Annotated in this window: 14 protein-coding genes and 1 pseudogene; all 15 read left to right on the forward strand. The window is 64.1% G+C overall.

Features of this window, described 5'->3' with window-relative positions; all coding sequences use genetic code 11:
- Nucleotides 1-782, forward strand: a pseudogene (locus GGD66_RS41175) (hypothetical protein); the annotation flags it as partial.
- Between the two features lie 357 nt (nucleotides 783-1,139).
- Nucleotides 1,140-1,742 carry a secretin and TonB N-terminal domain-containing protein gene (locus tag GGD66_RS21055; protein ID WP_183258869.1) on the forward strand — a complete coding sequence of 201 codons (603 nt, stop codon included), beginning with the start codon at nucleotides 1,140-1,142 and terminating at the stop codon, nucleotides 1,740-1,742.
- Nucleotides 1,739-2,341 carry an RNA polymerase sigma factor gene (locus GGD66_RS21060; protein ID WP_183258870.1) on the forward strand — a complete coding sequence of 201 codons (603 nt, stop codon included), beginning with the start codon at nucleotides 1,739-1,741 and terminating at the stop codon, nucleotides 2,339-2,341. The genes GGD66_RS21055 and GGD66_RS21060 overlap by 4 nt, the downstream gene beginning before the upstream one ends.
- A complete protein-coding gene (locus GGD66_RS21065; RefSeq protein WP_246788937.1) occupies nucleotides 2,325-3,335 on the forward strand; it encodes a DUF4880 domain-containing protein in 1,011 nt (336 codons plus the stop codon). Before GGD66_RS21060 ends, GGD66_RS21065 begins: the two co-directional genes overlap by 17 nt.
- Nucleotides 3,336-3,530: 195 nt before the next feature.
- Nucleotides 3,531-15,092 carry a filamentous haemagglutinin family protein gene (locus GGD66_RS21070; RefSeq protein ID WP_183258871.1) on the forward strand — a complete coding sequence of 3,854 codons (11,562 nt, stop codon included), beginning with the start codon at nucleotides 3,531-3,533 and terminating at the stop codon, nucleotides 15,090-15,092.
- Between the two features lie 159 nt (nucleotides 15,093-15,251).
- Nucleotides 15,252-16,055, forward strand: a complete 804-nt coding sequence (locus GGD66_RS21075; RefSeq protein ID WP_092252023.1) for an STN domain-containing protein — start codon at nucleotides 15,252-15,254, stop codon at nucleotides 16,053-16,055.
- Nucleotides 16,056-16,480: 425 nt separating this feature from the next.
- Complete coding sequence (locus GGD66_RS42060) at nucleotides 16,481-16,777, forward strand: TonB family protein (protein WP_312014160.1); 297 nt, start codon at nucleotides 16,481-16,483, stop codon at nucleotides 16,775-16,777.
- A gap of 190 nt (nucleotides 16,778-16,967) precedes the next feature.
- A complete protein-coding gene (locus GGD66_RS21085) occupies nucleotides 16,968-17,510 on the forward strand; it encodes an RNA polymerase sigma factor (protein ID WP_183258873.1) in 543 nt (180 codons plus the stop codon).
- 419 nt (nucleotides 17,511-17,929) lie between these two features.
- The gene (locus GGD66_RS21090) at nucleotides 17,930-18,919 is read left to right on the forward strand and encodes a FecR domain-containing protein (protein ID WP_183258874.1); all 990 of its coding nucleotides are present in this window, start codon (nucleotides 17,930-17,932) and stop codon (nucleotides 18,917-18,919) included.
- A 319-nt stretch (nucleotides 18,920-19,238) separates the two neighbouring features.
- On the forward strand, nucleotides 19,239-20,906 hold the full coding sequence (locus tag GGD66_RS21095) for a ShlB/FhaC/HecB family hemolysin secretion/activation protein (protein ID WP_183258875.1): 1,668 nt from the start codon (nucleotides 19,239-19,241) through the stop codon (nucleotides 20,904-20,906).
- A gap of 92 nt (nucleotides 20,907-20,998) precedes the next feature.
- Nucleotides 20,999-22,894 (forward strand): DUF2341 domain-containing protein, encoded by a 1,896-nt coding sequence (locus GGD66_RS21100; RefSeq protein WP_246788938.1) that lies wholly within the window; start codon nucleotides 20,999-21,001, stop codon nucleotides 22,892-22,894.
- Between the two features lie 5 nt (nucleotides 22,895-22,899).
- Nucleotides 22,900-23,304 (forward strand): biopolymer transporter ExbD, encoded by a 405-nt coding sequence (locus tag GGD66_RS21105; RefSeq protein WP_018319914.1) that lies wholly within the window; start codon nucleotides 22,900-22,902, stop codon nucleotides 23,302-23,304.
- A gap of 170 nt (nucleotides 23,305-23,474) precedes the next feature.
- Nucleotides 23,475-23,849, forward strand: a complete 375-nt coding sequence (locus tag GGD66_RS21110; protein WP_183258877.1) for a hypothetical protein — start codon at nucleotides 23,475-23,477, stop codon at nucleotides 23,847-23,849.
- The gene (locus GGD66_RS21115; RefSeq protein WP_183258878.1) at nucleotides 23,846-24,565 is read left to right on the forward strand and encodes a TonB C-terminal domain-containing protein; all 720 of its coding nucleotides are present in this window, start codon (nucleotides 23,846-23,848) and stop codon (nucleotides 24,563-24,565) included. The genes GGD66_RS21110 and GGD66_RS21115 overlap by 4 nt, the downstream gene beginning before the upstream one ends.
- Before the next feature lie 53 nt (nucleotides 24,566-24,618).
- A complete protein-coding gene (locus tag GGD66_RS21120) occupies nucleotides 24,619-26,457 on the forward strand; it encodes a putative porin (RefSeq protein WP_183258879.1) in 1,839 nt (612 codons plus the stop codon).

The raw sequence follows: 26,457 nt of genomic DNA on the forward strand, positions 1-26,457 counted from the left end.
AGTACGCTTCGGAGCCAGCGGAGCTGACTGAAGCTGGCTTCATACGGGGAAATGGCGTCGGCAATGACAACGAGCATCATCCCCCCGCTTCGGACGCTTCGCGAGGGTCAGCGAAGACGGCAGAAGCAGATGGTGTGGAGCACGGCAATTCGGGGCACTCAGCCTCTGCAAACGCGCCGGAAGCAGCCGACCCCGGTGAGCCAGGCCCCGGTAGCCAGGGCCGCGGTAACTCACAGCACAATTCGGAGCCAGGGTCTGCAAAGGCGGCAGTCACGGAGTTAGCCGAAGCTGGTTCTATGCCAGGGCACAATTTCGGCAACGACAACGAGCGTCATTTCTCGGCTTCGGAAGCTTCGCCAGGTTCAGCGAAGACGGCTGAAGCAGATGGCGTGGAACGCGGCAATTCAAGGCACTCAAATTTTTCAGACGCACCTGGAGCAGCCGAGATGATCGAACCAAGCGTCGCAAATGGCAGTAACGCCGGAAACTGGCCGCAGGCTGCGCAACCTGCTGCAACCGCGTTGGAGCCCGTACAGCCGGCTAAAGTTGCCTCCGAGATTGGCGGCGCGGAATTGGCGTTTCGCTTCGATAGCTATGCGACTCTTCCCACATTCGGCGCGGTAGTCGAGCTTGGTAGCCCCCTCGGTCCGCACGTTTCGCCCGGTCAGGAAGAGGACCTCCACGTCATCGGCAAATCGATTCCTAATGCAATGGACGAACACGCGGTCGCCCCCGTTCATAACGCTCCGCATCACGCCGCGCCTCATGACTTCCTGATTTGAAGCGCTCCATCGTTATTGATCGATGCAATCTTCGTGATTCACGCAACCGACCTTCTTTGAAAGCTCAGACCAGTGCTCGAGAGCGGGCGCCGCGCCGATTGCGTCCTTCCGGCTCGGAACGTGATCAGTGACATATCCTTGTCAAGAAACGTTCGTATATTGAGAACTTCTTGTGGCATCCAGGCAAGGGTTCGGGACGATCGTCATTCGCCTCTCGCGGTGCTGATGGCTTGCCGGAGCAATTGATCGGTGTCACGTCGCGTGCCGTATCTGGCTGTCTGTTTGATGTTTGCGGCCGTTGCAGCCGAAGCGGAGCCAAACGGTGCAGCAATCGGGTCGCCGCGCGCGAGCTCGGAAATGTCCGCGCCTATGTCGTTCGACATTCCGGCCCAGCAGCTTGCCTCCGCACTCGAGCGATACGGCGATGCGACCGGTCGCGAAGTCCTCTACAGTCCGGCGCTTGCGCAGGGCCGCACCTCAGGAGCCGTCAAGGGCAGCTTTGAACCGGAGACGGCGCTACAGCTGCTGCTTGCGGGCACCGGCCTTGCCGCCCGCTTCCTGAAAGACGGCTCGTTCGTTCTAGCCCCGGCGCCCGAAGCCGCCGGACCGCCGGAAGGCAGTGCTGTTGCTCTCGCGCGCCAATACTATGGTGTCGTTCAGGCGCGGCTGCGCGATGCTCTGTGCCGGACCAACGGGGCGCGGCCGGGAAGCTATCGCGTCGCGGCCCTGGTCTGGATCGCGCCGTCAGGGGCCGTAGCCAGGTTCGAACGACTTGGATCGGCCGGCACGGCCGAGTTGGACCGCGGCATCGACAGCGCGCTTCGACAGTTCAGTGTGGATGCCCCGGTGCCCCCCGGCTTTGCACAGCCGGTGTTGATCGTGGTCCTGCCGCAGGCCTCGGGCGTCACAATGAGTTGTGGTGCGACGGTGTTGCCGCAGGCGGCCGGAGGCGTGCGGTGACCGAAGCCTCCGTGGCGATGCTGCGCCGGCTGCTGCTCGACCGATATGACGATCTCAAGCGCAGCTTGACCCGCCGCCTGGGCTCGTCCGAGATGGCGGGTGACGTCCTGCACGACACTTGGCTGCGCCTTGCCCGCACGGATACGACGATTGGCACCTTGCACAATCCGGTCAGCTATCTGCTGCGCATACTCTTCAACGTCGCACATGACCATCGTCGCGCTGAAAAGCGCCGTTTGACGAAGATCGACATCGAGCATCTGCTCGAGGTCGCCGACGAGACGCCTGGTCCCGCCGAAGTCGCGGAGGCACGGTCGGATCTGGATGCGATGGCCGCCATACTCGCTGAGCTGCCGCCGCGCCGTCGCACCATCCTGCTCGCGGCCAGGGTGGACAACATGGCGCGGCAGGAGATCGCGGATCGGCTTGGCGTATCCTTGCGCCTTGTCTCAAAGGAGCTGCAACTCGCCCATGAGTATTGTCTGGCGCGGCAAAGGCAAATGGGTGACGCGGATTGCGCACCGGACCCGCGAAATTCGTCATTGAACCGAGACCTGTCGCCGCCGCGCGGTGATCGCGACCATGACCAGGCTGAATGACGCCATGATTCAGGGACAGACGCAAAGGCTCGACCTGCTGCAACGCGAGGCGATCGCGTGGGTCCAGCGCATCGATTCCGGCCATGCGACGTCTGCTGATGCCGAGACCTTGCAACGATGGTGTGCCGCGAGCCCGGAGCATGCGGCTGCCTTCGCTGCGGCGAGCGGTGTATGGCGCGACATCCGCCGGGCCGGCGCGAGCATTCCGCGCAACCAAATCGAGGCGTTGCCGGTCCACCAGACGCCACGTCCGGTGCTCGATCGCCGGCTCCTTCTCGGTGGCGGGCTGGCTGCCGCCGCAGCCGCCTATGTCGCTGTTACCAACCCGCCGCTGGGCCTGTGGCCGTCCCTCCGTGAACTGAATGCCGACTACAGAACGGCCGTTGGCGAGCAGCGGCAAGTCCGGCCGGCGGAGAACGTCGCGGTCCGGTTGAATACGCAGACCAGCATTGCGGTCCACCCCGCTGGCGGGGAGGGCGATCGCCTGGAACTGCTTGCAGGGCAGGCGCTCTTCGAGTCGGTCGAGAGCGTACGTCCGCTCGTCGTGTTGGCGGCGGATGGGCGTTCGATCGGCCGCCATGCACGCTTTGACGTGCGTTGCATGAGCGGTCCGGCCGGCACGGTGGTGAGCGTCGCCTGCTTCGACGGACAGGTGCGCATCGAGCGCAACGGCAGTTCTGCCGTCATCGGCCCGGCGCAGAGCTTGCGTTACGACGCCAGCGGGCTCGGTCGGGTTGCCGCGATTGACGCAGAGGCGGAATCCGCCTGGCAGCGCGGAATCGTCCTGTTCCGAGCTGCCCCGCTCGCGGATGTGGTGGACGAGGTCAATCGTTATCGCGCCGGCCGAATTCTCCTTGTCAATTCAGGCCTCGCGCAGAGGCCGGTCAGTGGCCGTTTCCGCATCGATCAGATGGATGAAATCCTCGTGCGCCTCGAACAGGCCTTCGATGTCAAGGCCCGAAAGCTGCCGGGCGGCCTGGTTCTGTTGGGCTGACGCCCCGCTGACAAGAAACTTTCACACAGAAACCGTGCGCGTTCGCCTACAGGCTTCCGTCTTAGAGCTAGATCGTCATCGCTCGGAATGACGAGGTCACGACCCTTCATCGGGTTTAGCCGTGCTGCCAGAAGGAATGCCGTCTTGTCCCACCGCACCGTCCGTTTTCGCTCGTCCCGGTCCGTCAGACACGCGATGTTTCTCAGCGGTGCCAGTGTGGCTGCATTGCTGGCGGGGTCGGCTGCGGCCGATGCGCGCAACCTCGGCAGCGGCAGCGCGAGCCCGGTGGCAAACGTCGCCGTGACGACCAACACGGCGGGGCAGGCGGCATCGATCGCATCAGCGCAGGCGATGAGCCGGATCAACGCGTCGCTCCGTGCGATGCGCGACGTGCAGGCGGCGGCGAGAGCCGGCGCGTTGATCGGTCCGAATAATCTCGGCCTGAACAAAAATCATCCCGGAAATCTGCTTCCGAATGTGCCGAATGGTTTGGCTCCCGGAGGTCTCAATCCGACCAGCAATCCCACCGCGGTGATCGACGGCCAACCGGCCTGGACCGGCGCCGCTCAGCCGACCCAATCGACAGGCTCGAATGGGCGGATCCAGGTCGAGGTCATGCAGAACCAGCAGAAGGCGATCCTGACCTGGAACAAGTTCAATGTCGGACGCGAGACCGACTTGTACTTCAACCAGTCCGCCGGAGGCGGTGGCGCCGCCAACTGGATCGCGCTCAACCGTGTCCTCGACCCGAGCCTCGTTCCCAGCCAGATTCTCGGCACCATCAGGAGCGAGGGGCAGGTTTATATCATCAACAAGAACGGGATCATCTTCGGTGGCTCCAGCCAGGTGGATGTCGGCACCCTCGTGGCCACATCTCTCGCCTTGTCGAACGCGCAGTTCCTGGCTGGGATCAACACCTCCATAGTGCTCACCAACGACATACACCTGCCGACCTTCGGCGAATACAATCCGCGGCTGGCCAATTCGCAAAAGCCGGCCACCGATCCGAGCCAGCCTGCGCGCTTCACGCCGGATGGCGTGCCGGGTGACGTCACCATCCAGGCTGGAGCTCAAATCAGCGCGAAGACCGGCGGCAAGGCAATGCTGTTCGCGCCGATCGTTTCCAATGCCGGCCAAATCAGCGTCCCCGACGGCCAGATCATCATGGCTGCCGGCGAACAGGTCTATCTGAGAACCAATCCGAACGACGTACGCGGCGTGGACGTCGCCGTGACGGCCCCGATGCCCTGGCTGTTCAACTACAACCATTTGATGGGTGCGATCGCCGGCTGGGATCTCTTCACGGAGAAACCCTGGGGCGAAAGCGTTCGCGACATCCTGCTGCCCGAGATGTACGCACGCGCGGCGTCGGTCGGCTACAAGGTCGTGAACACCGGCGTCGTGCAATCCGATCGCGGCAACATCACCGTGATGGGGCGCGAGATCTTCCAGGGCGGCGTGATGCTGGCGGCAACCGCGCTCAACAACCGCGAAGGATCGATCCGACTGGATGCCTACAGCAACGGCATGATGGCCTCGAGCGGCAGCCTCGACGCCCAGCTCGTGTATTGGAAGACGGGTGACCTGCATCTTTCGCCGGGCAGCGTCACCGCCGTTCTGCCTGATGCCACCGACACGAGTGAGATCGAGGAGACGGCGAAGGCCACGCGCTACAAGCCGGGGCGCGTCGAATTACGCGGTAACCTGATCGATATCGGGGCGCAGGCGAACATTCTGGTTCCCGCCGGCACCATCAGCATCGTGGCCAGCACCGTGCCCGCGCCCACCGAGGAGCCCATCAACGGCGAGACGCCGGTCCGCGACGGTAGCCGGATCTATATCGGCGAGGATGCCTATGTCAGCGCCGCCGGCGTGCAGGACGTCCTGATCCCGATGTCGCGGAGATTTGTGCAGGCCGAATTGCGCATCAACGAGCTGCGTGATTCACCGCTGCTGCGGAATTCGTGGCTGCGGGGCCAGAAGATCACGGTCGATCGCAGCGCCAGCGGCGTCTTCGCCGATGGCGCTATGGCCGGCGTGAACTGGGGAGGGGCCGCGGGCGAATGGATCGGGACGCCGCTGGGCGACGTCTCGGCCTGGATCGGCAACAGCAAGACGAATCTCGCCGAGCTGTCGACCATTGGCGGCAACATCACGCTCAAATCGGCCGGCTCGATCATCACCCGTCAGGGTTCGTTGCTCGATGTCTCGGGCGGGTCGTTTCGCTATCAGGACGGAATGGTCAACTCGACGAAGCTGCTCGGCGCCGATGGAAAAATCTACGACATCGCCTCGGCGACGCCGGACAGGATCTATGTCGGTTTCGCCGGCGGGTTCAATCGCACGCACAACAATTGGGGTAAATCGGAGTCCTGGAGCACGCCGTGGTCGACGAGCCACTTCGAACGTGGCTTCACCGAGGGACGCGACGCCGGCGCCATCCAGTTCTATGCCACCGAAGGTGTTGCGCTGGAGGGCGGCTACTGGGGCGGCGTGATCGTCGGCGAGCGTCAAGCCGTAAGCGGCAAGACCGCCAAGGCCGGCTCGCTGACGTTCGGCGGCGACGGCGACGAAGATCGGCTCTGGCTGCTCGGCAAGCTCGTGATCTCCAAGGATCCCACACAGCTGCCGACGAATTTCACGGCCACGTCGCAGCTTCCGTCCACCTGGTATTCGGGCGCTCCCGGCAACCAGGATTCGTTCCGGTTGCGAACGACCTATCTCGACTCGGATGCGCTTGCAGATGCCGGACTGGGGAAGATCGAGCTCTACGTCTCCAATAACGTCACGATCGAGAAGGGCACGACGCTCGAGCTGACGCCGGGCAGCACGTTTTCGATCAAGGCCAATTCCACCGTTGCATATAGCCAGGATTTCAAGATCGACGGGGTGATTCACGCACCCGGCGGCAACGTCAACCTCTTGGGCGCGGAGAACGTATCATTCGGAGCCGGTGCGGCCATCGACGTCAGCGGCCAATGGGTCAACCAGGTGAAAGGCGGCGCTGCCTCCGCGCTGCCGCCGGTCGTCAATGGCGGCAGCATCACGCTCGATCAGGCCCACTATCAGCCGGGCGTCGTGCTCGATGTATCCGGCGGTGGCTGGTACAGGCTGCGCGGCGGCAAGCCGCAAGTGAAATTCGGCGATGCCGGCAAGATTACGCTGAACACGACCGAAGTGGCGGAATTGGCGAACGCCGATATGCGGGCCTATGCGGCTGGCTCCGGCGGCAGTCTGGCCATGAATCTGACTACGGAGTCGCTGCAGATCGGAGGCGGTACGCCGACGTCCCCCAACACCGTTCGCCTGTCGGAAACCCTGTTCTCGGAGCGCGGTTTCCGTTCGCTCCAGATCTCCACGGGCGGCGATATCACGATCGCCGAAGGAGCAAGCGTCACGCAGCTCCCATACAACGTTGATCTCAGGGGCGTCGACGTCTCGGGCTTCAGCACGGGCACGTCGATCAGCGAGATGGGCCCGCTCGCCGTGTTGTCGCCGTCGCAGCGCCTGGCGCTCAAGCCGACGTCGCTCTCGCTCAGCGGCAGGTCCGTGACGGTCGGCGCGGGAGCGACGGTGCGGACGGACACCGGCGGCACGATCGCGCTGTCCCTGCTCGGTTCTTCGACCGGTACACTGTCTGTTGCCGGCAGGGTGGAGGCCCTGGCTGGCACGATCAATCTTGCTGCAAGCACGGGATCGATCGTTGTGGCAAATACTGGCGCGATCGTCGCGCGCGGTACGGCAGTCGGCGAAATCGACGTCAAGGGACACCGCAGCGGCGTCGTACGCAATGGCGGCTCGGTTGCGTTTGAGGCGGCCACGGTCGCACTCGAAGCCGGCTCGCTGGTCGACGTCGCGGGTGTCAGTGGCGAATTCGACATCGAGTCGAATGACCACCAGTTCGCGCCAGTCACCCTCGCCAGCAATGGCGGTTCGATCAGTGTCAAAGCCCAGCAGGGCTTGGTGCAGGGAGCCTGGCGCGGCCAGAGCGGGGGCAGTGGCGCACGTGGCGGCAAGGTGACGTTGGCGTCTGCGCTGTCGACCGTAATCCTGTCCGAAACGGCGGCTTCCCAGTCCGGTCTGGTCGTGCGCAGCTCGAGCCTGCAGGGGGCCGGCTTCGCCGATCTCGTTCTCCCGTCGACGACACGGCTGGATGGTGTCGACCTCGCCTTCAGCGGCTCGATTTCGATCACGGGATCCCTGATCAACGGCAACGGCGCCAGCTCGCGGTTCTTTGCGCCTTACATCTCGCTGTTCAGCCTGGCGCCGAGCAATCCGGTGCGCGCAGGCACGCTGACGCTGGCCGGGTCCGTGATCGACATCGTGCAGGCAAACATCCGCGGCTTCGAACGAACGGTGCTCGAGGCGAGTGACATCCGGCTGACGCACAGTAATGTCAGCCAGTCCGCGTTCCTGGACGTCGACGGCACGCTGATCGTAAAGGCCGGTCAGATCTATCCCACCTCGCAGATCAACGCGACGATCAGGGCCAGCGACAAACTCATCGTGCAGCAGAACGGAACTCCCGGTCTGGCACTGTCGGCCGGCGGGACTCTGACGCTCGAAGCGCCGACGATCGAGCAGAACGGCACCCTGCGCGCGCCGTTCGGCCAGATCACGCTCAAGGCCAGCCAGCGCCTCACCCTCGGCGCCGGCAGCGTCACCTCGGTGACCGGCGACGGCCTCGTGCTGCCTTACGGTGCTCTCAGCAACAACGAAAATTGGACGGTGACGACCGGGCCGTTGCCGACAACCATTGCCAGCTTGCCGGAAAAGCGCGTGACGCTCGAGGCGCCGACGGTCGAGCTCGCTCCCGGATCGGTGGTGAACATCAAGGGGGGCGGCGACTTGATGGCATGGGAGCACGTGCCGGGACCGGGCGGCTCGCACGACATGCTGGCGCTTCCGGGCCTGTTTGCGGTCATGCCGGCTTTCGGGGGTGCGACTACACCCAGCTCGGCCTCGATCCGCAGCGGAGATCGCATCTGGCTCGACGCTGGCAGCGGATTGCCGGCAGGCTGGTACACGCTGCTGCCCGCCTCCTACGCGATGCTTCCGGGCGCTTATGCGATCCAGGCAGTCGCCGGTTCGACAGGCCGGGCGACGACGTCCGCGGTAATGGCCGACGGCACGGCGGTCGTGTCCGGCTATCGCGCCAATGCGCTCGACGGCAGCCGCGACCAGCAGTCGTCCGCGTGGCGCGTGATGTCGGGCTCTGTGCTAAGGCAATACAGCGAGTACAATGAAGCCTTCGCCAACACCTTCTTCGCCTCCGATGCGTTCAAGCTGACGCAGTATCGGCTCACGGGTCAGCAGATCGTCACGCCGCGTCTGCCGGTCGACGGCGGCTCGGTTGTGTTCAAGGCGACGCAGGACCTGATCTTGAAGGGCGAGTTGCATTCTCAGGCCGCGGCGGGTGCCCGCGGCGGCCTGGTCGATATCGCCGCCAACAAGATCGCAATCCTGGGTGCCGACCAGAGCGCCGGCACTTTGCGGGCCGATGGTTATCTGGTCATCGATGCCGCTGCTCTGTCCGGCTTCGGCGCCGGCAGCCTGCTGGTCGGTGGTTTCCGCAGCGGCGACGTCGGCGGTCTGCGTGTTGATGTGCAGGCTCACGACATTGTCGTGCGCAACGGTGCAAATTCGGCGTTGACGGGACCGGAGATCATCCTGGCCGCAAGCGACACGATCGATGTCTCCGCAGGCAGCGTCATCGTCGCGCGCGGCGAGGCGCCGACCGGCGCCGGCGATCTCGTGATGGCCCCGCAGGCGTCCGATCGCGACTGGGGTGCTTTGATCCGCCTGTCCAACGGCGACGCGGTGCGGGTCCGCCGCAAGAACGTCGATACGACTGTTGGCGGCCGGGTGACGATCGGTGCTGGTGCCACCCTCGACGGCGGCAAGAGTCTTCTGATCGACGCGACGGGGAACGCGCTCGTCACCCAGGCGAGCCTGACGGGCGCAGCGCTGTCCCTGGCTTCGGGCCGGATTGGCTTCGGCGGCGGCAGCGGGCTGGTGCTCGATGCCGCGGCACTGGCCGCGCTCAACAACACCCAGCACCTGACCTTGCGCAGCTATTCAACCATCGATTTCCACAGCGCGGTGGACCTGTCGGGCCTCAAGGCCGTGACGCTCGATGCCGCAGGGCTGGTGGGCCGCGGCAACAGCGAGATCGCGGTGAACGGCAATCGGGTTGTGCTGGAAAATACGGCGAGCACGTTCAGCGAGCCGGTTGGCGCCGGTCATGGCAGTTTGAAGCTCACGGCAACCGAGCTGACCCTGGGTGAGGGCGCCAAGGCACTGCGTGGTTTCGACACCATCGTGCTGACGGGAACGACACGCATTACCGGCGAAGGCAAGGGCTCGCTCGATGTCGCCGGCGCGGCGGTGACTCTGTCAGCGCCGGTCATGACCGGCCGGGGCGGCAGCCAGCAGTCGGTCACCACGACCGGAATCCTCACGGTTGCCGCTCACGGGACGGCTAGCCCTGCGCGCGACCAGGACAGCCTCGGCTCCCGCTGGACGCTCACCGGCCGCGCCGTCGATTTCGCCGGACGCATTGACGCGCTTGGCGGAACGGTCAAGCTGAACGCCACCAATGGCAACGTCAATCTCGCGGCGGGTTCGCGGATCGACGTCGGGGGCTTCGAGAAGAAGTTCTTCGACGTGTCCGAATATGCCGATGCCGGAACCATCTCGCTGGGGGCCCGCGGCGGCTCGGTGCTGCTCGCGTCCGGCGCGACCCTCGATCTCGGCTCGGCCCGCGACTCCGAAGGACGTCCCATCGGTGGCGGTGCGGGCACGCTCGCGATCGAACAGGACAGCAGCCAGGTCACGCTGGAAGGCACGATCAATGCCAGGGCCGCGGCGGGCAAACGCGGCGGCTCCTTCTCGCTCGACATCGCCGCGTTGTCGGATTTCGGCGGGCTCAACCAGCGCCTGAATGGCGCCGGCTTCACCAAATCGCGCAGCTTCCGGATTCGTTCCGGCGACGTCACGCTCGACGGTGCGACCACGGCCGAGGAATTCGCGCTGGCTGCCGATCAGGGTACGGTGACCGTCGCAGGCTCGATCGACGCGCGTGCGACCTATGGCGGCTCGATCTCGATCTATGGCGGCCAGGGTCTCACCGTGACGAATGCGGCGCTGCTGCGGGCGGGTGCGACCGACACGGTGAATGGGCTCGGCTCCGGCCGGGTCACACTCGGAATCTCGAACGGCGTGCTGCGGGTATTGGGCGGCGTGATCGACGTGGCGGGCGGCGAAGGCGGCAAGGTCACCCTGCGTGCGCCCGTCATCGAGCAGCCAGGGGCCGACAAGGTGAATGTCAGCTTTGCCGGCACGATCAACGGCGCGCGCGAGATCGTGCTGGAGGGCTACAAACGCTTCGACCTTGCGACGCTTGCATCCGATCCGCGCTTCGTCGGCGTCACCGTCAATAGCGGCGGCCAGGCCGAACTCGATCTCACGAAGGCCGCGGCGGGCAAGCTCAACGTGCTGGCAGATTACGGCGCCGGCACGCTGGTCGAATTCGTGCGCGACTTCGACGTCAGTGCCGGCAATGCGGATCTTGGCTCACTGACGAGCCAGTCGAACTTCCACGCGCGCGCGGGCATGGAGCTCAATTTTTCCGGCGACATCGTGCTCAAGAGTAACTGGAATCTCGGCGCAGGCGTGGTCAATCAGGCCTCGGCGCTCGTGGCTGGCGTGATGGCGATCGAGCCGGTACTGGGCAAGGCCTATGTGGTTGCCGGCAAGGAAAGCGCTTTGCTCCGTGACCATACGACCATGGTTTATCGCACCGGCGGCAGCATTCTCGGAGAGCCGGGCGTCCTGACTATGCGCGCCGGGGGCAATATCGATCTGAAGGGCAGCGTGACGGACGGCTTCTTCCAGTTCGCCAACCCGCTGGATTCGACATACGTCGCCGCCAAAGGCACCATTTCGACGAACCTGAGCATGGTGTTCAACGTCGGCCGCACCAGTACCACGTCCAATCTCTCGCCCTACGACAGCGCGAGCACAACCAACCCTTCAGTCTATGCCGGTATCACCTTTGCGACGGTCGGCACGAGGAAAACCGAAACCGTGACGGCGCCGCCCACGCTGGTCGGTGTTCCCTATAGCGCAGAGGCCAACTCGCCGGGCGCAAGTGCGCCGAATGCGCTCGCTTATTCGGTCCTGTTCCCCTCCATCACCGAGCCGGACGGCTCGAGGGTGGCGGTGCCGTCCTGGAGCTTGGGGCTCGTCGCGGGCGCCACGCCGATGGGCGAAAGCGCCGACCCGACGCGCCTCGCCAGCGGCGCGACGGGCAAGATCACGCTCAGCGAGCAGGCGGGTTACACCTATGTCAGCGGCCTGAATTCCGTCGCCGCGACCGCTCTTGTCGACTCGGTTGCCAGCTTTGGCGCGGGCAGTGCGCCTGGTTCGACGACCATGAATCCCGCCGATTGGCCTGCGAGCCTGGAGTCCACCTCTGGCACCCGTCTCAACAGCAATTCCAGCGCGCAGATTTCTTTCGGTCTGCCGACGGATCCAGCCTACGGCTACGTGCTCGACCTCTGGAATAACTATGCCGCCGCGAAGGGCCTGAACACCAATCCGGCGCAACCGCAGGCCGACTTCAGATGGACCAGCACGGCCGCCAGCGGCGGTAGCCGCCTCAACGTCATCACGAGGTACTCGACCTTCAAGGACTTCTACCTGACGAAGATCGTCCCCAATCTTGCGACCATCACTTCGCTCTATGCGACGACCAAGCCCGGGCCGACCACGACCACCGTCAATCCGATCACCATGGTTCGCACCGGCACCGGCGACGTCAGCATCGCGGCGCGTGGTGATCTGCAGCTCAAGGGCGGCGCCTCGATCTATACCGCTGGCCGGCGCGATCTCGCCACGTTCAACGATTTCACCACCGCGCCGGCGAACGCGACCTACGGAGTGGGCGGCGGCCATCTCGCCGTTGCGGTCGGCGGCAATATCGACGTGGCCCTGCCGGCAGACCGCTCGCAGATGCAGCACTATTCGGAGTGGCTAAACCGGCAGGGAGCGACGGATAACGCCTACGTCTTCGGTCCCTGGGCTCATTCCGCCTACGGCCAGATGCCGGCTCAACAAAGCTCCTGGTGGATTGACTACGCTAACTTCCTGCGCGGGGTCGGCGCGCTCGGCGGCGGCAATGTCGAGGTCCGCGCCGATGGCGATCTCAACAATCTGACGGTCGCGCTGCCGACCAATGGCCGTGTGCGGGGCGGGCGCTCCACGACGGAGGCAAAGTTCCTGGAACTGCGCAACGGCGGCGCGATGACCGTTGAGGCGGGCGGCGCCGTTCGCGCCGGCTATTACTACATCGGGCGCGGAGCCGGAACGATTACCGCTGGTGAATTTGCGGTCGGGCGCGATGTCAAGGCGCTGGTAGGGACGCAAATCGTCACCTATCCGATCGCCCCGATCCTGTCGCTCGGTGACGCAACCCTGGACGTGCGAACCGCAGGCGACCTGCGGCTGCAAACGGTCCTCGATCCGCTTCTGGTCGGCAAGGGGATGTCCCACGAACTGACGTTCATGAGCAGTCAAAGCGAGCGCACCGCGCTCAACCTGACATCGACGGGCGGAGACGTGATCCTGGTCGGGCAGGCGACATATCTGTCCAAGGACATAACGACGCCGGCCTTGCAGGTGCTTGCGAATGTGAACTCGTTGGCCGCAAATATCTATCCGTCGAAAACGCGCGTCACGGCGCTGAACGGCTCCGTGCTGAACAGCACGCTGTACACGATGCCGAGCAGAAATCCGGAGCTGCGGCTTCTCGCCGCAAACGACGTCCTCGTCGGCGAGATCGTCATGTCCCGCGCTGCGCTCGAGATGATTCCGTCACCGTTCGAGCCTGTGGGAGGCACCGTTTCCTCTCCGGTCAACCTCGGCGGTTCCTCGCCGGACACCCTGAGCGGGCTCCACAACGTCTTGGTCAATCCCTTCTCCGCGCCGGCCAGCAATATCGCCGGCCACACGCTGCATCTGTACAACCTTCGCAATCCCGACCATCTGCCGAACGAGGCAGACTACGAGCCGAGCCGTGTCTATGCCTTGAACGGATCGATCGTCGGCACGCTAATAACCCAGAGCGGCTCAATCCTCACGGCCGGTGTCATGGCCAACGAGCAGACCTGGTTCCGTGCCGGCACGGATATCCGCAACATCAACTACTCACTGCGCAACGTTCATCCCACCGACGTGTCGTTACTCGAGGCCGGCAACGACATCATCGGCGGCCCGGTGCGAGGCTCGATCTTTGTCCAGGGACCGGGCGCAATGCAGGTGAGCGCGGGCCGTGACGTATACGCGCCGGAATTGGCGATCTTCAGCACAGGCAATCAGGAATATGATTCCAACAACCGGCCAAAGGATTTCACGCAGATCCTCGGCCTGCCTCAGCAGAGCGCGGCGATCACCGTGATGGCGGGCCTCAAGGGCAAGCAACCATCCTATGATGCGTTCCTGGCGGTCTATCTCGATCCGGCAAACATCGGGAAGATGCCCGATTATCTCAAGACCACGTTGGCGGACGGCACGGTGGTACCGCTCTATCTCACCGACGCATTCGAGCAACGTTCCTCCGGGCCGCACAGGACCCGCACCGGCATCGTCTCCTTCGTGGAGGACGTGACCGGCGAGAAGCTGTCTCCGCTTGATGCCTGGACCAAATTCCAGACCCTGCCGATGCTGGTGCGCGAACGCTTCGTTCGGCAGGTCTACATGCAGGAGCTACGGGCCGCAGGCGATGACCAGAACACACCCGACACGAGCGGTAAGCCACGCAATGGCGGTTATAATCGCGGTTATGCCGCGATCGAGACGCTGTTCCCGGGCAGCGACTGGGCGGGCGACGTCAGGACCGGAAATGCCAAGTTCCGCACCATGTCGGGCGGCAGCATCGAGGTCTTGACCCCCGGTGGCGGCCTGCAAGTTGCTGCGCTCGGCAAGCCGGCGCCGGTGGAGTTCGGCCTCGTCACACTGGGACCGGGCGACATCAACCTCTTTGCGCGCGACAGCGTCACCGTGAACCGCTCGCGTATCCTGACCTTTGCCGGCGGCAACGAGATCATCTGGTCGACGCAGGGCGACATCGACGCCGGCCGCGGCGCCAAGACCGCGCGCGTGCCCTCGGCGCCGGAGATCCTGACCGATATCGATGCCGTCACGCGCGTGATCGAGAAGGCCGATATTTCCGGAAGCGGCATCGGAACGATCATCGGCTTCACCGGGGTGACGGAAGGTGACGTCAACCTGATCGCTCCCCAGGGTACCGTGAATGCCGGCGACGCCGGCATCCGCGTCAGCGGCGACATCCTCATTGCGGCGCGCTTCGTCGTCAACGTGGACAACATCCAGGTGTCGGGCCAGAGCAAAGGAGTGCCGAAGGCGGAGGTCAAAACTGCGCCGCTCGCGATCGATACCAAGGACAAGGCTGCAAATGACGCCGTGAAGGACGTGACCAAGCAGGGATCTTCGGATCGGCCGTCGGTGATCATCGTCGAAGTTCTCGGGTACGGTGGTGGCGGCGGCGGTCAGTCTCCTCAGCCTGATGCCGGCGACGATGAGAGGCGGCGGGCGCCCGACAAGCAGAGCTACGATCCGAACGGCATGTTCCGCGTGCTCGGCAATGGCGAGTTCACGGCCGAGCAGTTGAAGAACCTGACGGAGGACGAGCGAGCCGTGCTGTTGCAGCGGCTGGGGCGCAAGGCGTCGCTCTAAGGCAGGGCCCGGGCAGGCATCCGGGTCCGACGTCCGGTCGTGCCGGTTCGTATCGATCGGCCGGGTGGGGCCCCACCCGGCCGATTGCACCGGTTAGATCACTGTCATGCAAACGATATAGATGAGGCATCGCCCGCGCTTCAAGTCCAGACAGCCGAAGTGCGGTTTCTGGTCGACAAGAGCAGCACGATGAAAGCAGTTACATTGCATGGCGTCGCGGCGTCGGATGCCGACGGTCCTCGAGGCGGTCGCCGCGCCGCGTTCCGCTTGCTGGTGCTATTGCCCGCCTGGCTGATGACGGTCATCCTCGGCGCCAATGCCGCGGAAGAAGACCGGGTGGCGCGTGCGGAAAGGCCGATCGCATTCCGCATTCCGGCACAGTCCCTGGCTGGTGCGCTGCAAGCCTATGGACAGATCACCGGCATTCAAGTGCTCTATGAAAGCAACTCCGCGGTCGGCCGAACGTCGGTCGCGGTTGAAGGAACGTATGCCGCCGATGAAGCGCTGAACCTGCTGCTCGCGGGCACGGAGCTGAAGGTGCGCTACATTCGTCCCGACGCCATCACGCTTGCTCTTCCCAGCGCAGAAGGTGTCGGCTATGCACCTCCGGCGGCTCCGCTCGCAACATCGGACCTGTTCCTGGGAAGATTGCGCGTGCGTCAGACCGGCGATGCCGACGACGCCGCCAGATTGCAGGATTATAGCCAAAGAGTGCAGATGGACATTCAGAATGCACTTCGAAAGAATGCAAGGACGCGCGATGGCAATTATCGCGCGGTGCTGGATATCTGGATCGATCCCGCGCGCACGATCGAACGCACCGAGTTATTCCGCTCGACCGGGGACCATGAACGGGATCTTGCGGTGTCGGCGGCGCTTCGGGGCTTGACGATCAGCAAGCCGGCGCCAGCGAATACGCCACAGCCGGTCCGCGTCGTCATCATGGTGAAGTCCCTGCAATGAGCGACAGCGATGTCCGCCCCGGAAACGAGAAGGGACGAGCGGCGGTCTTTGGATCCTATCGAGACGACGACCTGGATGCCGCCTCGCCATCGGGAGAGTTCTATCGCCTGCTGGGTATTCCCGCCCTGGCGGCCGTTCTTTTCGTTGGTGGCGTTTACTGGATCAGGATGCAAGTGCCAGCCGGCTCTCCGGGACAACAGTCGGCTGCGATCGTGCAGGTTCAGCTGCTTCCGCGGCCCGATGCCGTTCCGATAGCAGTCGCTTCGGATTCTCAACCGGAAACGGCAAATGTCGCCAGCCGCGCCGATACGCCATTGAAGGATCCAAATCCGACGCCATCCGACGATCCCGTTCCGGTCCCGAAAGCGAGAAGCTTCACGCCCGGAGACGCTCCGCCCTCAAATGTCATGTCGGCGCCGTCCGCCGTGAGCGGACCTGCCAGCAGTGCCGCCATCAAATTTCAGCAGTCGCTGCTTCGGCACGTTTCGCGCTATCAGCGCTATCCCAACGCGGCGCGCGCGATGCACCTTGAAGGAACGGTCGTCACGCAGTTCGCCATGGCCAGGGATGGTACGCTACTCGGCGTCTGGGTTCGGACGAGCTCGGGTCAATTGCTGCTCGACAAGGCGGCGATCGAGACCGTCCGGCGAGCCCAGCCGCTGCCGCCGATCCCGCCCGAGCTGCCGGATCGGCTCAATATTCATCTGGAGCTCGAGTTTTGACCCGTCATGAAGTCCGTGCTTGGGCGATGGACAGGCATTCGTGCAGTGGCGGGCCGGACGCGATCTCGTCGCTCGCGCCTTGTGTCATAAATGTGTAGCCCCGCAACGCTACGACCTTCCGAACCTTTTGCAGTAGTTGCGTAGGCAATGTTTGCGCCGGAAATACCAGAGTATGTTGGGCACGTGAAACGTGGCTGATAGCAATCGAATACGGCTGCGGGGGCAGTTGGTCGAGAACTATGAAGGCCTGATCCGGAAGCTTACGCGCCGGTTGGGATCGGCCGATTTCGCCCACGAAGCCTTGCACGAAACGTTTCTGCGTCTCGACCGAGTCACGGATGCCGAGCCCGTACGCAGTCCTGCCGATTACATCTTTCGTACCGCCATCAACATCGCGAAGGATCGCCAGAAAGCGCAGAACTATCGTGTCAGCGCGTCGGAGATAGATGCGCTTCTCGATATATGTGATGACGAACCCGATCCGGCCAGAGTGGTCGAGGCGCGTTCGGAAATCGAGGCTTTCAAGCGCGCGCTTGCCGAGTTGCCGCCACGGCCCCGCGAGGTTCTTCGGAGCATTTCGATCGAGGGGCAACCAGCGCACCAGGTCGCCGCGCGTCTCAATGTCAGCATCCGGACCGTCGAGAGCGATCTGAAGCGGGCGCTTGGCCATTGTGCCGACAGCCTCGAACATACATTGCGACGCCGTCTCGGCGGCCCGCGTCCGCGATCCTGAGCGCGTCGATATTGCAACCCAGCGCATCGGAGGGCTTTTTTCGCCTGGCGCAGGCAGAAGGTTTGATCGATAGGCTATCCTTGCACGGTTTTTCTTCGGGATAGCCGGGCGCCATTCGTCTATCGAATAGATGCACCGGCCGGCGTCTCAGGCCGCGAGCTAAACAGAGGACTTCCGGGGGGAATGACGCAGGTGACGGCAGTGACAGCGATTGCAAGGTGGGCTAAGCCGGCAGTCGCGGCCGCTCGCTTCCCCGAACGAGGATGTGTCTTGCCGTTGATTGCCGGGGCGTTGCGGCCGCTGTCCCGGTCCGGAAGGCGCTGTTCGAAATTGAGGGGAATCGATAACATATCGCCTCTGACCGTCTTTGGCCCGGTGTGGGTACCGGTCTGGCGAGTGCGATAGATGGGCTAGGGATCTTGACCGCGACCAACGAAACAACTGAGCCGGATGCGCTTCTGCACGAAGCCCTGGACTTCGTCGTTCGCCTCAAGACGGGTGAACCGACCAGGGCAGACGTCGAGGCGCTGCAAGCGTGGCGTCAGCAAAGCGGCGCGCACGAAGCCGCCTTCAGGAACGCGGCTCGGGTCTTTCGTCATGCGGGCGTCGCTGCGCAGGAGTTGGCGGATCGGCCGGTGACAGGAGACGTCGCACGGCTGACACGAAGACCGGTGTCCCGGCCCATTGGACGGCGCGCCTTTCTGGGAGGTGCGGGCGCCGCGGCAGCGGCCGCGGTGGGGTACGCAATCGTTCGTCCGCCGCTTGGCCTTTGGCCGTCGCTCGGAGAACTCTCCGCCGATTACCGGACCGGAAAGGGCGAGTTGCGCAAAATCGCGGTCGCGCCGAACGTGTCTCTGGAGCTGAATACGCAGACCAGCATCGCGCTGCGTTCGGCGTCAAACGAAACCCGGATTGAACTGATATCGGGCGAAGCCTCTGTAGCGGCGACGTCCGCCGCCACCCCCTTTGTGCTGCTGGCGGCGAATGGTCAGATCTCCGCGGTGGAAGCGGATTTCAACGCGCGTTGCCTCGATGGCGCCGTGTCGGTGACCTGCCTGAGCGGCAGCGTTGATGTTGCGCAAGGCGAGAGAACGGTGCGACTTGGCAGGGCACAGCAGGTGTCCTACTCGCCGGGCGGCATCGAAGCCTCGGTGCAGGTCGACCCGGGGCAGGTGACAGCCTGGCAATCGGGGCTCCTGATCTTCCGCGATCGGCCGCTTGCGGACGTCGTGGAAGAGGTCAATCGTTATCGTTCCGGCAAGATCATCATCACCAATGCGGATCTCAAAAGCCGCGTGGTCAACGGCACGTTTCAGATCGACAAGCTCGGGGATTTCGTGCCCCAGGTTCAGCAGCTGTTCGGAGCCCAGGCGCGGTCGCTGCCGGGCGGAGTTGTGCTGCTCGGTTGAGCCTCATCCGGCCGGGTTCGAATATGCGCAGACTCGTTGCCGCGCCCATTCTCGTTACTGCGCGCGAATCGATGCCGGCACATCACGCCAGATGCTGCTCCTAAAATAATCGCTAACGTTTCCCGATCTCGCAAAAAAGTTTTGCGGGTTGGGCGCGGCCCAATCGTCTTTAGAGCGAGGGGACGTGATCACGGTGTCCGGCCGTGACCTCGTTTAGCTGGTTCGGGAGTCGGGCGGGGCATCTGTGAAAAGTGGAATTGATTGCGAGCACCGCCGGCATGCGTCGGCGGGCACGGCGTTGCTTTGTCTGACGGCGGGCATGTTGGCCGGCGGCCTCGTTGCCGCGCTTCCGGCCCATGCGGCCAAGGTCTCCGCAGCCGGAGCGCCGAAGACTAACAACCCGTCCGCTCCCCCGGCAAGTGAAGCTGCTGCCGCGCAAAAGCCGGCCGCCGCCGTGCAGCGGTTCGACATCGACGATTTCGCGATCCAGGGCGCCGAGACGCTCCCGCAGATCGACATCGAAGAGGCGGTGTATCCATATCTCGGGCCGAACAAGAGTGCCGACGACGTCGAAAAGGCGCGGGCGGCACTCGAGAAGGCATACCACGACAGGGGTTATCAGACCGTCAGCGTCTCCGTTCCGCAGCAGAATGCGCAGGCCAGGATGATCACCCTCAAGGTGACGGAGCTGAAGGTCGGCCGTCTGCGGGTCAAGAACGCGCGCTATTTCCGGCTCGACAAGATCGCCGAGGGGGCGGGCTCTCTCAAGGAGGGGACGGTCCCGAACTTCAACGAAGTTACCAAGGATATCGTCGCGCTCAACCAGTGGCCCGATCGACGCGTAACTCCCGCCCTGCGCGCCGGTGTGACGCCGGGCACGGTCGACGTCGACCTGAATGTCGAGGACAAGGTCCCGATACATGCCAACGTCGAAGTGAATAACCGCAAGTCCCCCAATACGACGGCGCTGCGTGTCAGCAGCACGGTGCACTACGACAATCTCTGGCAGCTCGGCCACTCCGTCAATTTCAGCTATCAGGTCGCGCCGGAACGTCCGGGCGACGCGGAAGTGTTTTCCGGCTCCTATCTGGCGCGGGTGCAGAACGTCGATTGGCTGAGCGTCCTGTTCTACGGCGTGAAATCGAGCAGCGATGTCGCGACCGTGGGCGGCACGAACGTGATCGGGCCCGGAGAGATCATCGGCAGTCGCGCGGTGATGACGCTGCCGACGCGGGAAAACCTGTTCCATACGCTTTCGGCCGGGGTCGACTACAAGCATTTCGATCAGACCGTGAAGCTCGGCGGTGTCGGCTTCTCGTCTCCGGTCACCTATTATCCGTTTGTCGCAAGTTATGGCGCGACATTCCAGGACGAGGGGTTCACGACCCAGTTCAATGCCGCCGTCACCTACAACCTGCGGCCGCTGGGCGATGGCGTGGTGCCGTTCGACAACAAGCGCTACGCGGCTTCCCCCAGTTTCACCCATTTCAACGTCGATGTCGCGCATACCCAGGAATTGCCGGAAGGCTTCCAGCTCTACGGCAAGGTGCAGGGACAGGTCGCGGACGGACCGCTGGTCTCGAGCGAGCAGTTCAGCGTCGGCGGCCTCGACACCGTGCGCGGCTATCTCGAGTCGGAGACGCTCGGCGACAACGGCGTTGTCGGCAATCTCGAGCTGCGCAGCCCCAATGTGGGCGAGATGCTGCAAAGCCGGATGAAGGACGAGACCGGGCAGGGCAAGGCGCGCTTCACGATCTTCAACGAATGGCGGGCGTTCGCATTTGCGGACGCCGGCATGGCGACCATGCTGAACGCACTTCCCGACCAGCAATCGCAGTTCAATCTGTGGAGCTACGGCGTCGGCAGCCGATTCAAGATGTTCGACTACCTGAACGGCACGCTGGTTTATTCGGTGCCGATGGTCAGTCAGACCTACTCGAGCGCGAGGAGTCCGCGCGTCAATTTCCGAATCTGGGGTGAATTCTGATGACTGCGGGATGGGATCATATGGCTGGCGTGTGCCGATCGGCGCTTCGGCGAGCTCTGACAGGACTGGTGCCGGCGTTGGTTGCGGCCGCAATGTTGTGTCCGTCGCCTGCCAGGGCGTGGTGGAACGACGAGTGGCAGCTCCGCAAGAAGATCACGATCGACGCCAGCGCATCGGGTGCCGGCATTACCGATCCGATCGGGACTGCGCCCGTCCTGGTTCGGCTGCATGTCGGAAATTTCCGCTTTGCATCCGCCAAGGATGACGGCAGCGACCTGCGCTTCGTGGCCGGCGACGACAAGACACCGCTGAAGCACCACATCGAGAAGTACGACTCGCTGCTCGGCGAGGCGCTGCTCTGGGTGGCCGTGCCCAACCTTCAGCCCGGCGCCAAGACCGACATCTGGCTCTATTCGGGCAACAAGAAGGCGGTCGCGACCAGCGATCCGAAGGGGACTTACGATCCGGATACGCTACTGGTCTATCACTTCAACGAACGGGGCACGCCGGCGCTGGACGCGTCGGTCTGGGCCAACAATGCGCAAAGCGTCGGCCAGCCCGCAGACGGCTCGCTGATCGGCACCGGCTTGCGCCTCGACGGTCGCGGCGTGCTGACTCTGCCGGCTGCATCGTCGCTCGCCTTGAGCGACAACGCTGCATTCACATGGTCTGCCTGGATCAAGCCAGGAGCGATGCAGCCCAACGCAGCCCTGTATAGCCGCCGCGACGGCGCCAACGGTCTCGTTATCGGGCTGGATAATGGCGTGCCGTTCGTGGAGGTCACGAACGCGGGGTCCGCGCAACGCAGCGGCGCCGCTGCGCCGCTGGCGCCGAATGGCTGGCATCATGTCGCCGTCGTCGCGAACGGCGGCCAGGTCGTGCTCTATCTTGATGGTGCACCCTATGCGTCGCTCGCGGCAACGCTGCCGGCGCTTAGCACGAATGCCACGGTCGGGGGCGATGCAGCGCCTGCATCACCCGTGGCCAGTGCCGCGGCGGCACAGCCATCGTCTGCAGCGGACGGTGCGGCAGCTCCGGATGCGTCAGCCCCGGCACCGGAGGCCGCAACTGTTGTCGCCGCGGCCATGGCCGGCTTCGTCGGCGACATCGACGAACTGCAGTTCGCAAAGGTTGCGCGGTCGCCGGGCTTCATCAAGTTCGTCGCCACCGGGCAGGGACCGAACCAGGCCAAGCTCGTGAGTTTCAGCGTCGACGAGGAGACCGCGAGCTGGCTGTCGGGTTACTTCGCAGTGATCCTGAAATCGGTGACGCTCGACGGCTGGATCGTGATCGGCATCCTGTTGATCCTCGCGGTCGTCAGCTGGGTCGTGATGTACGACAGGGCTTCCTACCTGAACAAGCAAGCCAAGGCCAACGCGCGCTTCATGAAGAGCTTCCGCGAGCTCGCGGCCGATCTCACCATGCTCGATCGCGGCGACGCCGACGAGATCTGGACCCTGGGTGGCCGGATCGACGAAGTCGATGCCAAGATGATGCAGGCGTCGTCGCTCTATCGCATCTACCATATCGGGGCATCGGAGATCCGCCATCGCTTCGCCGGAAAGGGCGAGCGTATCCCGGTGCTCTCGGCCGCGTCGATTGCCGCCATCCGCGCCGCGCTGGACGGCGGCTCGGTGAAGGAGACGCAACGGCTCAACCGGCTCATGGTGGTGCTGACCATCGCGATCTCGGGCGGACCGTTCCTCGGCCTGCTCGGCACCGTCGTTGGCGTCATGATCACCTTCGCCGCCATCGCAGCCAGCGGAGACGTCAACGTCAATGCGATCGCCCCGGGCATCGCCGCCGCGTTGGTCGCGACGGTCGCCGGCTTGGGCGTCGCGATCCCGGCGCTGTTCGGCTACAACTACCTGATCTCCCGCATCAAGGATCTGACCACCGACATCCAGGTCTTCGTCGACGAGTTCGTGACGAAAATGGCGGAGTTCTACTCCGCCGACCAGATCGAACGCAGCATCGCCGCGGAGTAACGACGATGCAGGTCCAGAACGACTCCAAGCCGTATGACGACATCAACATCACGCCGATGCTGGATCTCGCCTACGTTCTGCTGGTGATTTTCATCATCATGACGACGGCGACTGTGCAGGGCCAGAAGGTCAATCTGCCGAAAGCGTCAGCTGCGCCGAGCCTCGCTACCCAGACCACCAAGGCGATCACGGTCGCCAACGACGGCAAGATCTTCCTCGATACGATCCCGGTGACGCTGCCGGAGCTCGAGCAGCGCCTGGTGCAGCAGAAGGCGTTGACGCCGGAATTCCCCGTGGTGCTACGCGGCGATGCGCAAGCCCAATATCAGAGCGTGATGGACGTGCTCGACCTGCTTGGCCGTGTCGGCCTGACGCAGGTCGGGCTCGCGACCAAGCCGCTTGTGAAGTGACGGAACGAATGGGCACCTCCATGGTTATGCGCGCCGATCCGCGAAGGGGAGCCAGGGCCTTGTGGGCATGGCTTCGCGGGATATCGTCCGGTGCGGACCGGGCCGCCGTCGAGGTGCCATCGATCCTCGTAAGCGCGCATTCGCTCGAGCCGCGGGCATCGACTGCTGGAATGCGAGAGGTCGAGCAAGCCGGCGTCGGACGAAACGCGCCGGATATCGGCACGGTGCTTCATTTCCCGATCCGCGGTGAAGCCCTGCTGGTCAAGCTTGCGGACCTGCTGCGCAAGCAAGTCGCGAGCCGCGCGCCCGAGCGCGATCCGTTGCTTCTGGCGATGTCGCGCTGCCCAGGCTCGCGCCTGTCGATCGATCGCGTTGCCTATGTCGACTTCCTGCCCGATCAGGCCACCTATCACGTCGTCATCGAGGCGGCTCCCGATGCCACGATCACGCTGGATACGACCGACTTCGATACGGTCGTGAAGTTCGTCGTGCAGTACGTCACCGGCAGGAATTCCGAACCGGTAGCGCTCGAGGCGGTGTCATGACGACACCGAATGAGCAGGGCGGTCCGCGGCCGCCAACCTTGCCGCGAGCGAAATCATGGCTGCGTTACGGTGCTGCCCTGGCCATCATTGGCGTCCTTGGCGTCATGATATTCCTGCTCGTCGGCCACGACGACATGCCGCCGCCGCGCCAGGTGCGCGAGCTGACCGTCGTCACGATCACGCCGCCGCCGCCTCCGCCGCCACCTCCACCGCCGCCCGAGCAGAAGATGGTCGAGCAGCCGAAGATGGCGGAGCCGGAATTCAAGGAAGACAAGCCGGTCGAGAAGCCTAAGGACGAGCCGATCAAGGACGCCAAAAACGAAGAGCCGCCGGGGCCGCTGGCGCTCGATGCCAAGGCCGTCGGGCCCGGCGACCTGTTCAATCTCGGCAGCAAGGTGGGCGGCAGCCCCTATGGCGGCGGAGGAGGCGGCGGCAGTCGTTGGGGCTGGTATGCCTCCATCGTGCAGTCGCAGATCGAGGCGGCGCTCCGCGCCAACGGCAAGACGCGCAACGCGACGATGCAGGTGCAAATCCGGCTGTGGGCCGATGCGACCGGCCGCGTCAGTCGCATTCAGCTGGTCTCGTCGACCGGCGACGCCGAGCTCGACGCCGCTATCCGCAACGACGTGCTTGGCAGTCTCGTGTTGCGGGAGCCGCCACCCAGGGACATGCCGATGCCGATGGTGACGCGCGTCACGGCACGCCGGCCAAGCTGATCCGCCGCAACCAATTCGTTCGAGTCGAGTGACTAGCAGAGGACTGGGGACTTATGTTCAAGAAGAAACGCGACGTACGCCGCCTGACGTCGTCGACCGCCATATCGCTGTGTGCGCTTGCCGTCGCGGCGCCCGCTTTTGGCCAGGCCGCACCGGATCAGAGCCCGATGGCGGCGAAGAAGTCCGAAGCCAAGCGTCCCGCCGTGTCCGACGCAAAGCCGCTGTCGTCGAACACGACGATCAACCTGGTCAACTTGCTGGTGAAGCAAGGCGTGATCAAGGAGGAGCAGGCCCAGGCGCTGATCAAGCAGGCCGACGACGAAGCCTATGTGTCGCGCCAGGCCACAAAGGACGCCGCCGCCAAGGCCGATGAAGCGGCAAAGGCCGCGACCGCAGCAACTGCGGCTGCCTCGCCGCCCGGCACCCGGCACGTCACGTACGTGCCGGAGGTGGTCAAACGGCAGCTGCGCGAGGAGATCAAGAAGGAAGTGATGGCCAAGGCGCAAAAGGAAAACTGGGCTTCGCCCGGCGCCTATCCGGAGTGGGCGCAGCGGATCCGATTCACGGGCGATATACGCTCGCGCTATCAAGGCAGCTTCTTTCCGGAAGGCAACGATCAGCTTCACGCTTATAATTTCAACGCGATCAACACGGGCTCCCCGTACGATCTCAATAGCAACAGCTTCGCGCCGACCTACAACGCCACGCAGGACCGGCACCAGGCCCGGCTTCGCGCCCGCCTGGGCATGGAGGCCGACATCTTCAATGGGTTTACCGCGGGCATACGCATCGCGACGGGAGAGAACAGTTCGCCCGTCTCCACCAATCAGTCGCTTGGCGCGAACGGCGGCAACTTCTCGAAATACGCGCTGTGGCTCGATCGGGGCTATCTCAAGCATCAATCCTGGGATGGAAACCTGTCGGTGTCCGTCGGCCGCTTCGACAATCCGTTCTGGTCGCCGACCGATCTCGTCTGGCACAAGGATCTCGGCTTCGACGGCCTCGCCGTGCAAGGAAAGTATGAGATCGCCAAGGACGTCACGCCGTTCGCGGTAGCCGGTGCGTTCCCGATCTACAATACCGACTTCAACCTCGGTACCAATTTCGATGCGAACACCGGCGGGGTCACGAAGTTCGCCAGCCACGACAAATGGCTGTTCGGCGGCCAGGCGGGCGTGGCGGCGCGCCTCAGCTCCGAAACGTCGATGCGCGTCGCCGCCGCCTATTACGATTTCTCCAATGTCCAGGGACGCTTCTCCAGCCCCTGTCTGGTGCAGTCATCGTCGGATCTGTGCGACAGCGATGTGACACGACCGTCGTTCGCCCAGAAGGGCAACACCTATACGACGCTGCGCAATATCGTCTCCGACCCGGCGGTGGCCGTGCCGCCGCTCTTTCAATATTTTGGTCTGGTCGGGCAGTATCGGCCTGTCGTCGGCAGCGTGCAGTTCGATCTCGGCCATTTCCACCCGGTGCATATCGTGCTCGACGGCGAGTACGTCTGGAACAGCGCGTTCGACCGCAATCTGATGAATCGATATGCCGTCAACAACCGCGGGCCCGATGTCGCGGCCGGTGTGCCAGGTGCCTTCAACGGCGGAAATCAGGGATGGCTCGGCCGCGTCACCGTCGGCCATAGGCAGATCAAGCATCTCTGGGATTGGAACGTGCATGCGGGTTACAAATATCTGCAATCCGACGCCACCATCGACGCGTTCGTCGATTCCGATTTCGGGCTCGGCGGCACCAATCTCAAGGGCTACTTCGTCGGTGGCAATGTCGGACTCAGCGATGACGTGTGGGCCAGCGTCCGCTGGCTGAGCGCGAACAACATCGCGGGCGTGCCTTACGCCGTCGATGTCCTGCAAGTCGATCTGAACGCGAGGTTCTGA

Origin of the sequence: Bradyrhizobium sp. CIR48, from assembly GCF_014198315.1 — a bacterium.
Classification (GTDB): Bacteria; Pseudomonadota; Alphaproteobacteria; order Rhizobiales; family Xanthobacteraceae; genus Bradyrhizobium.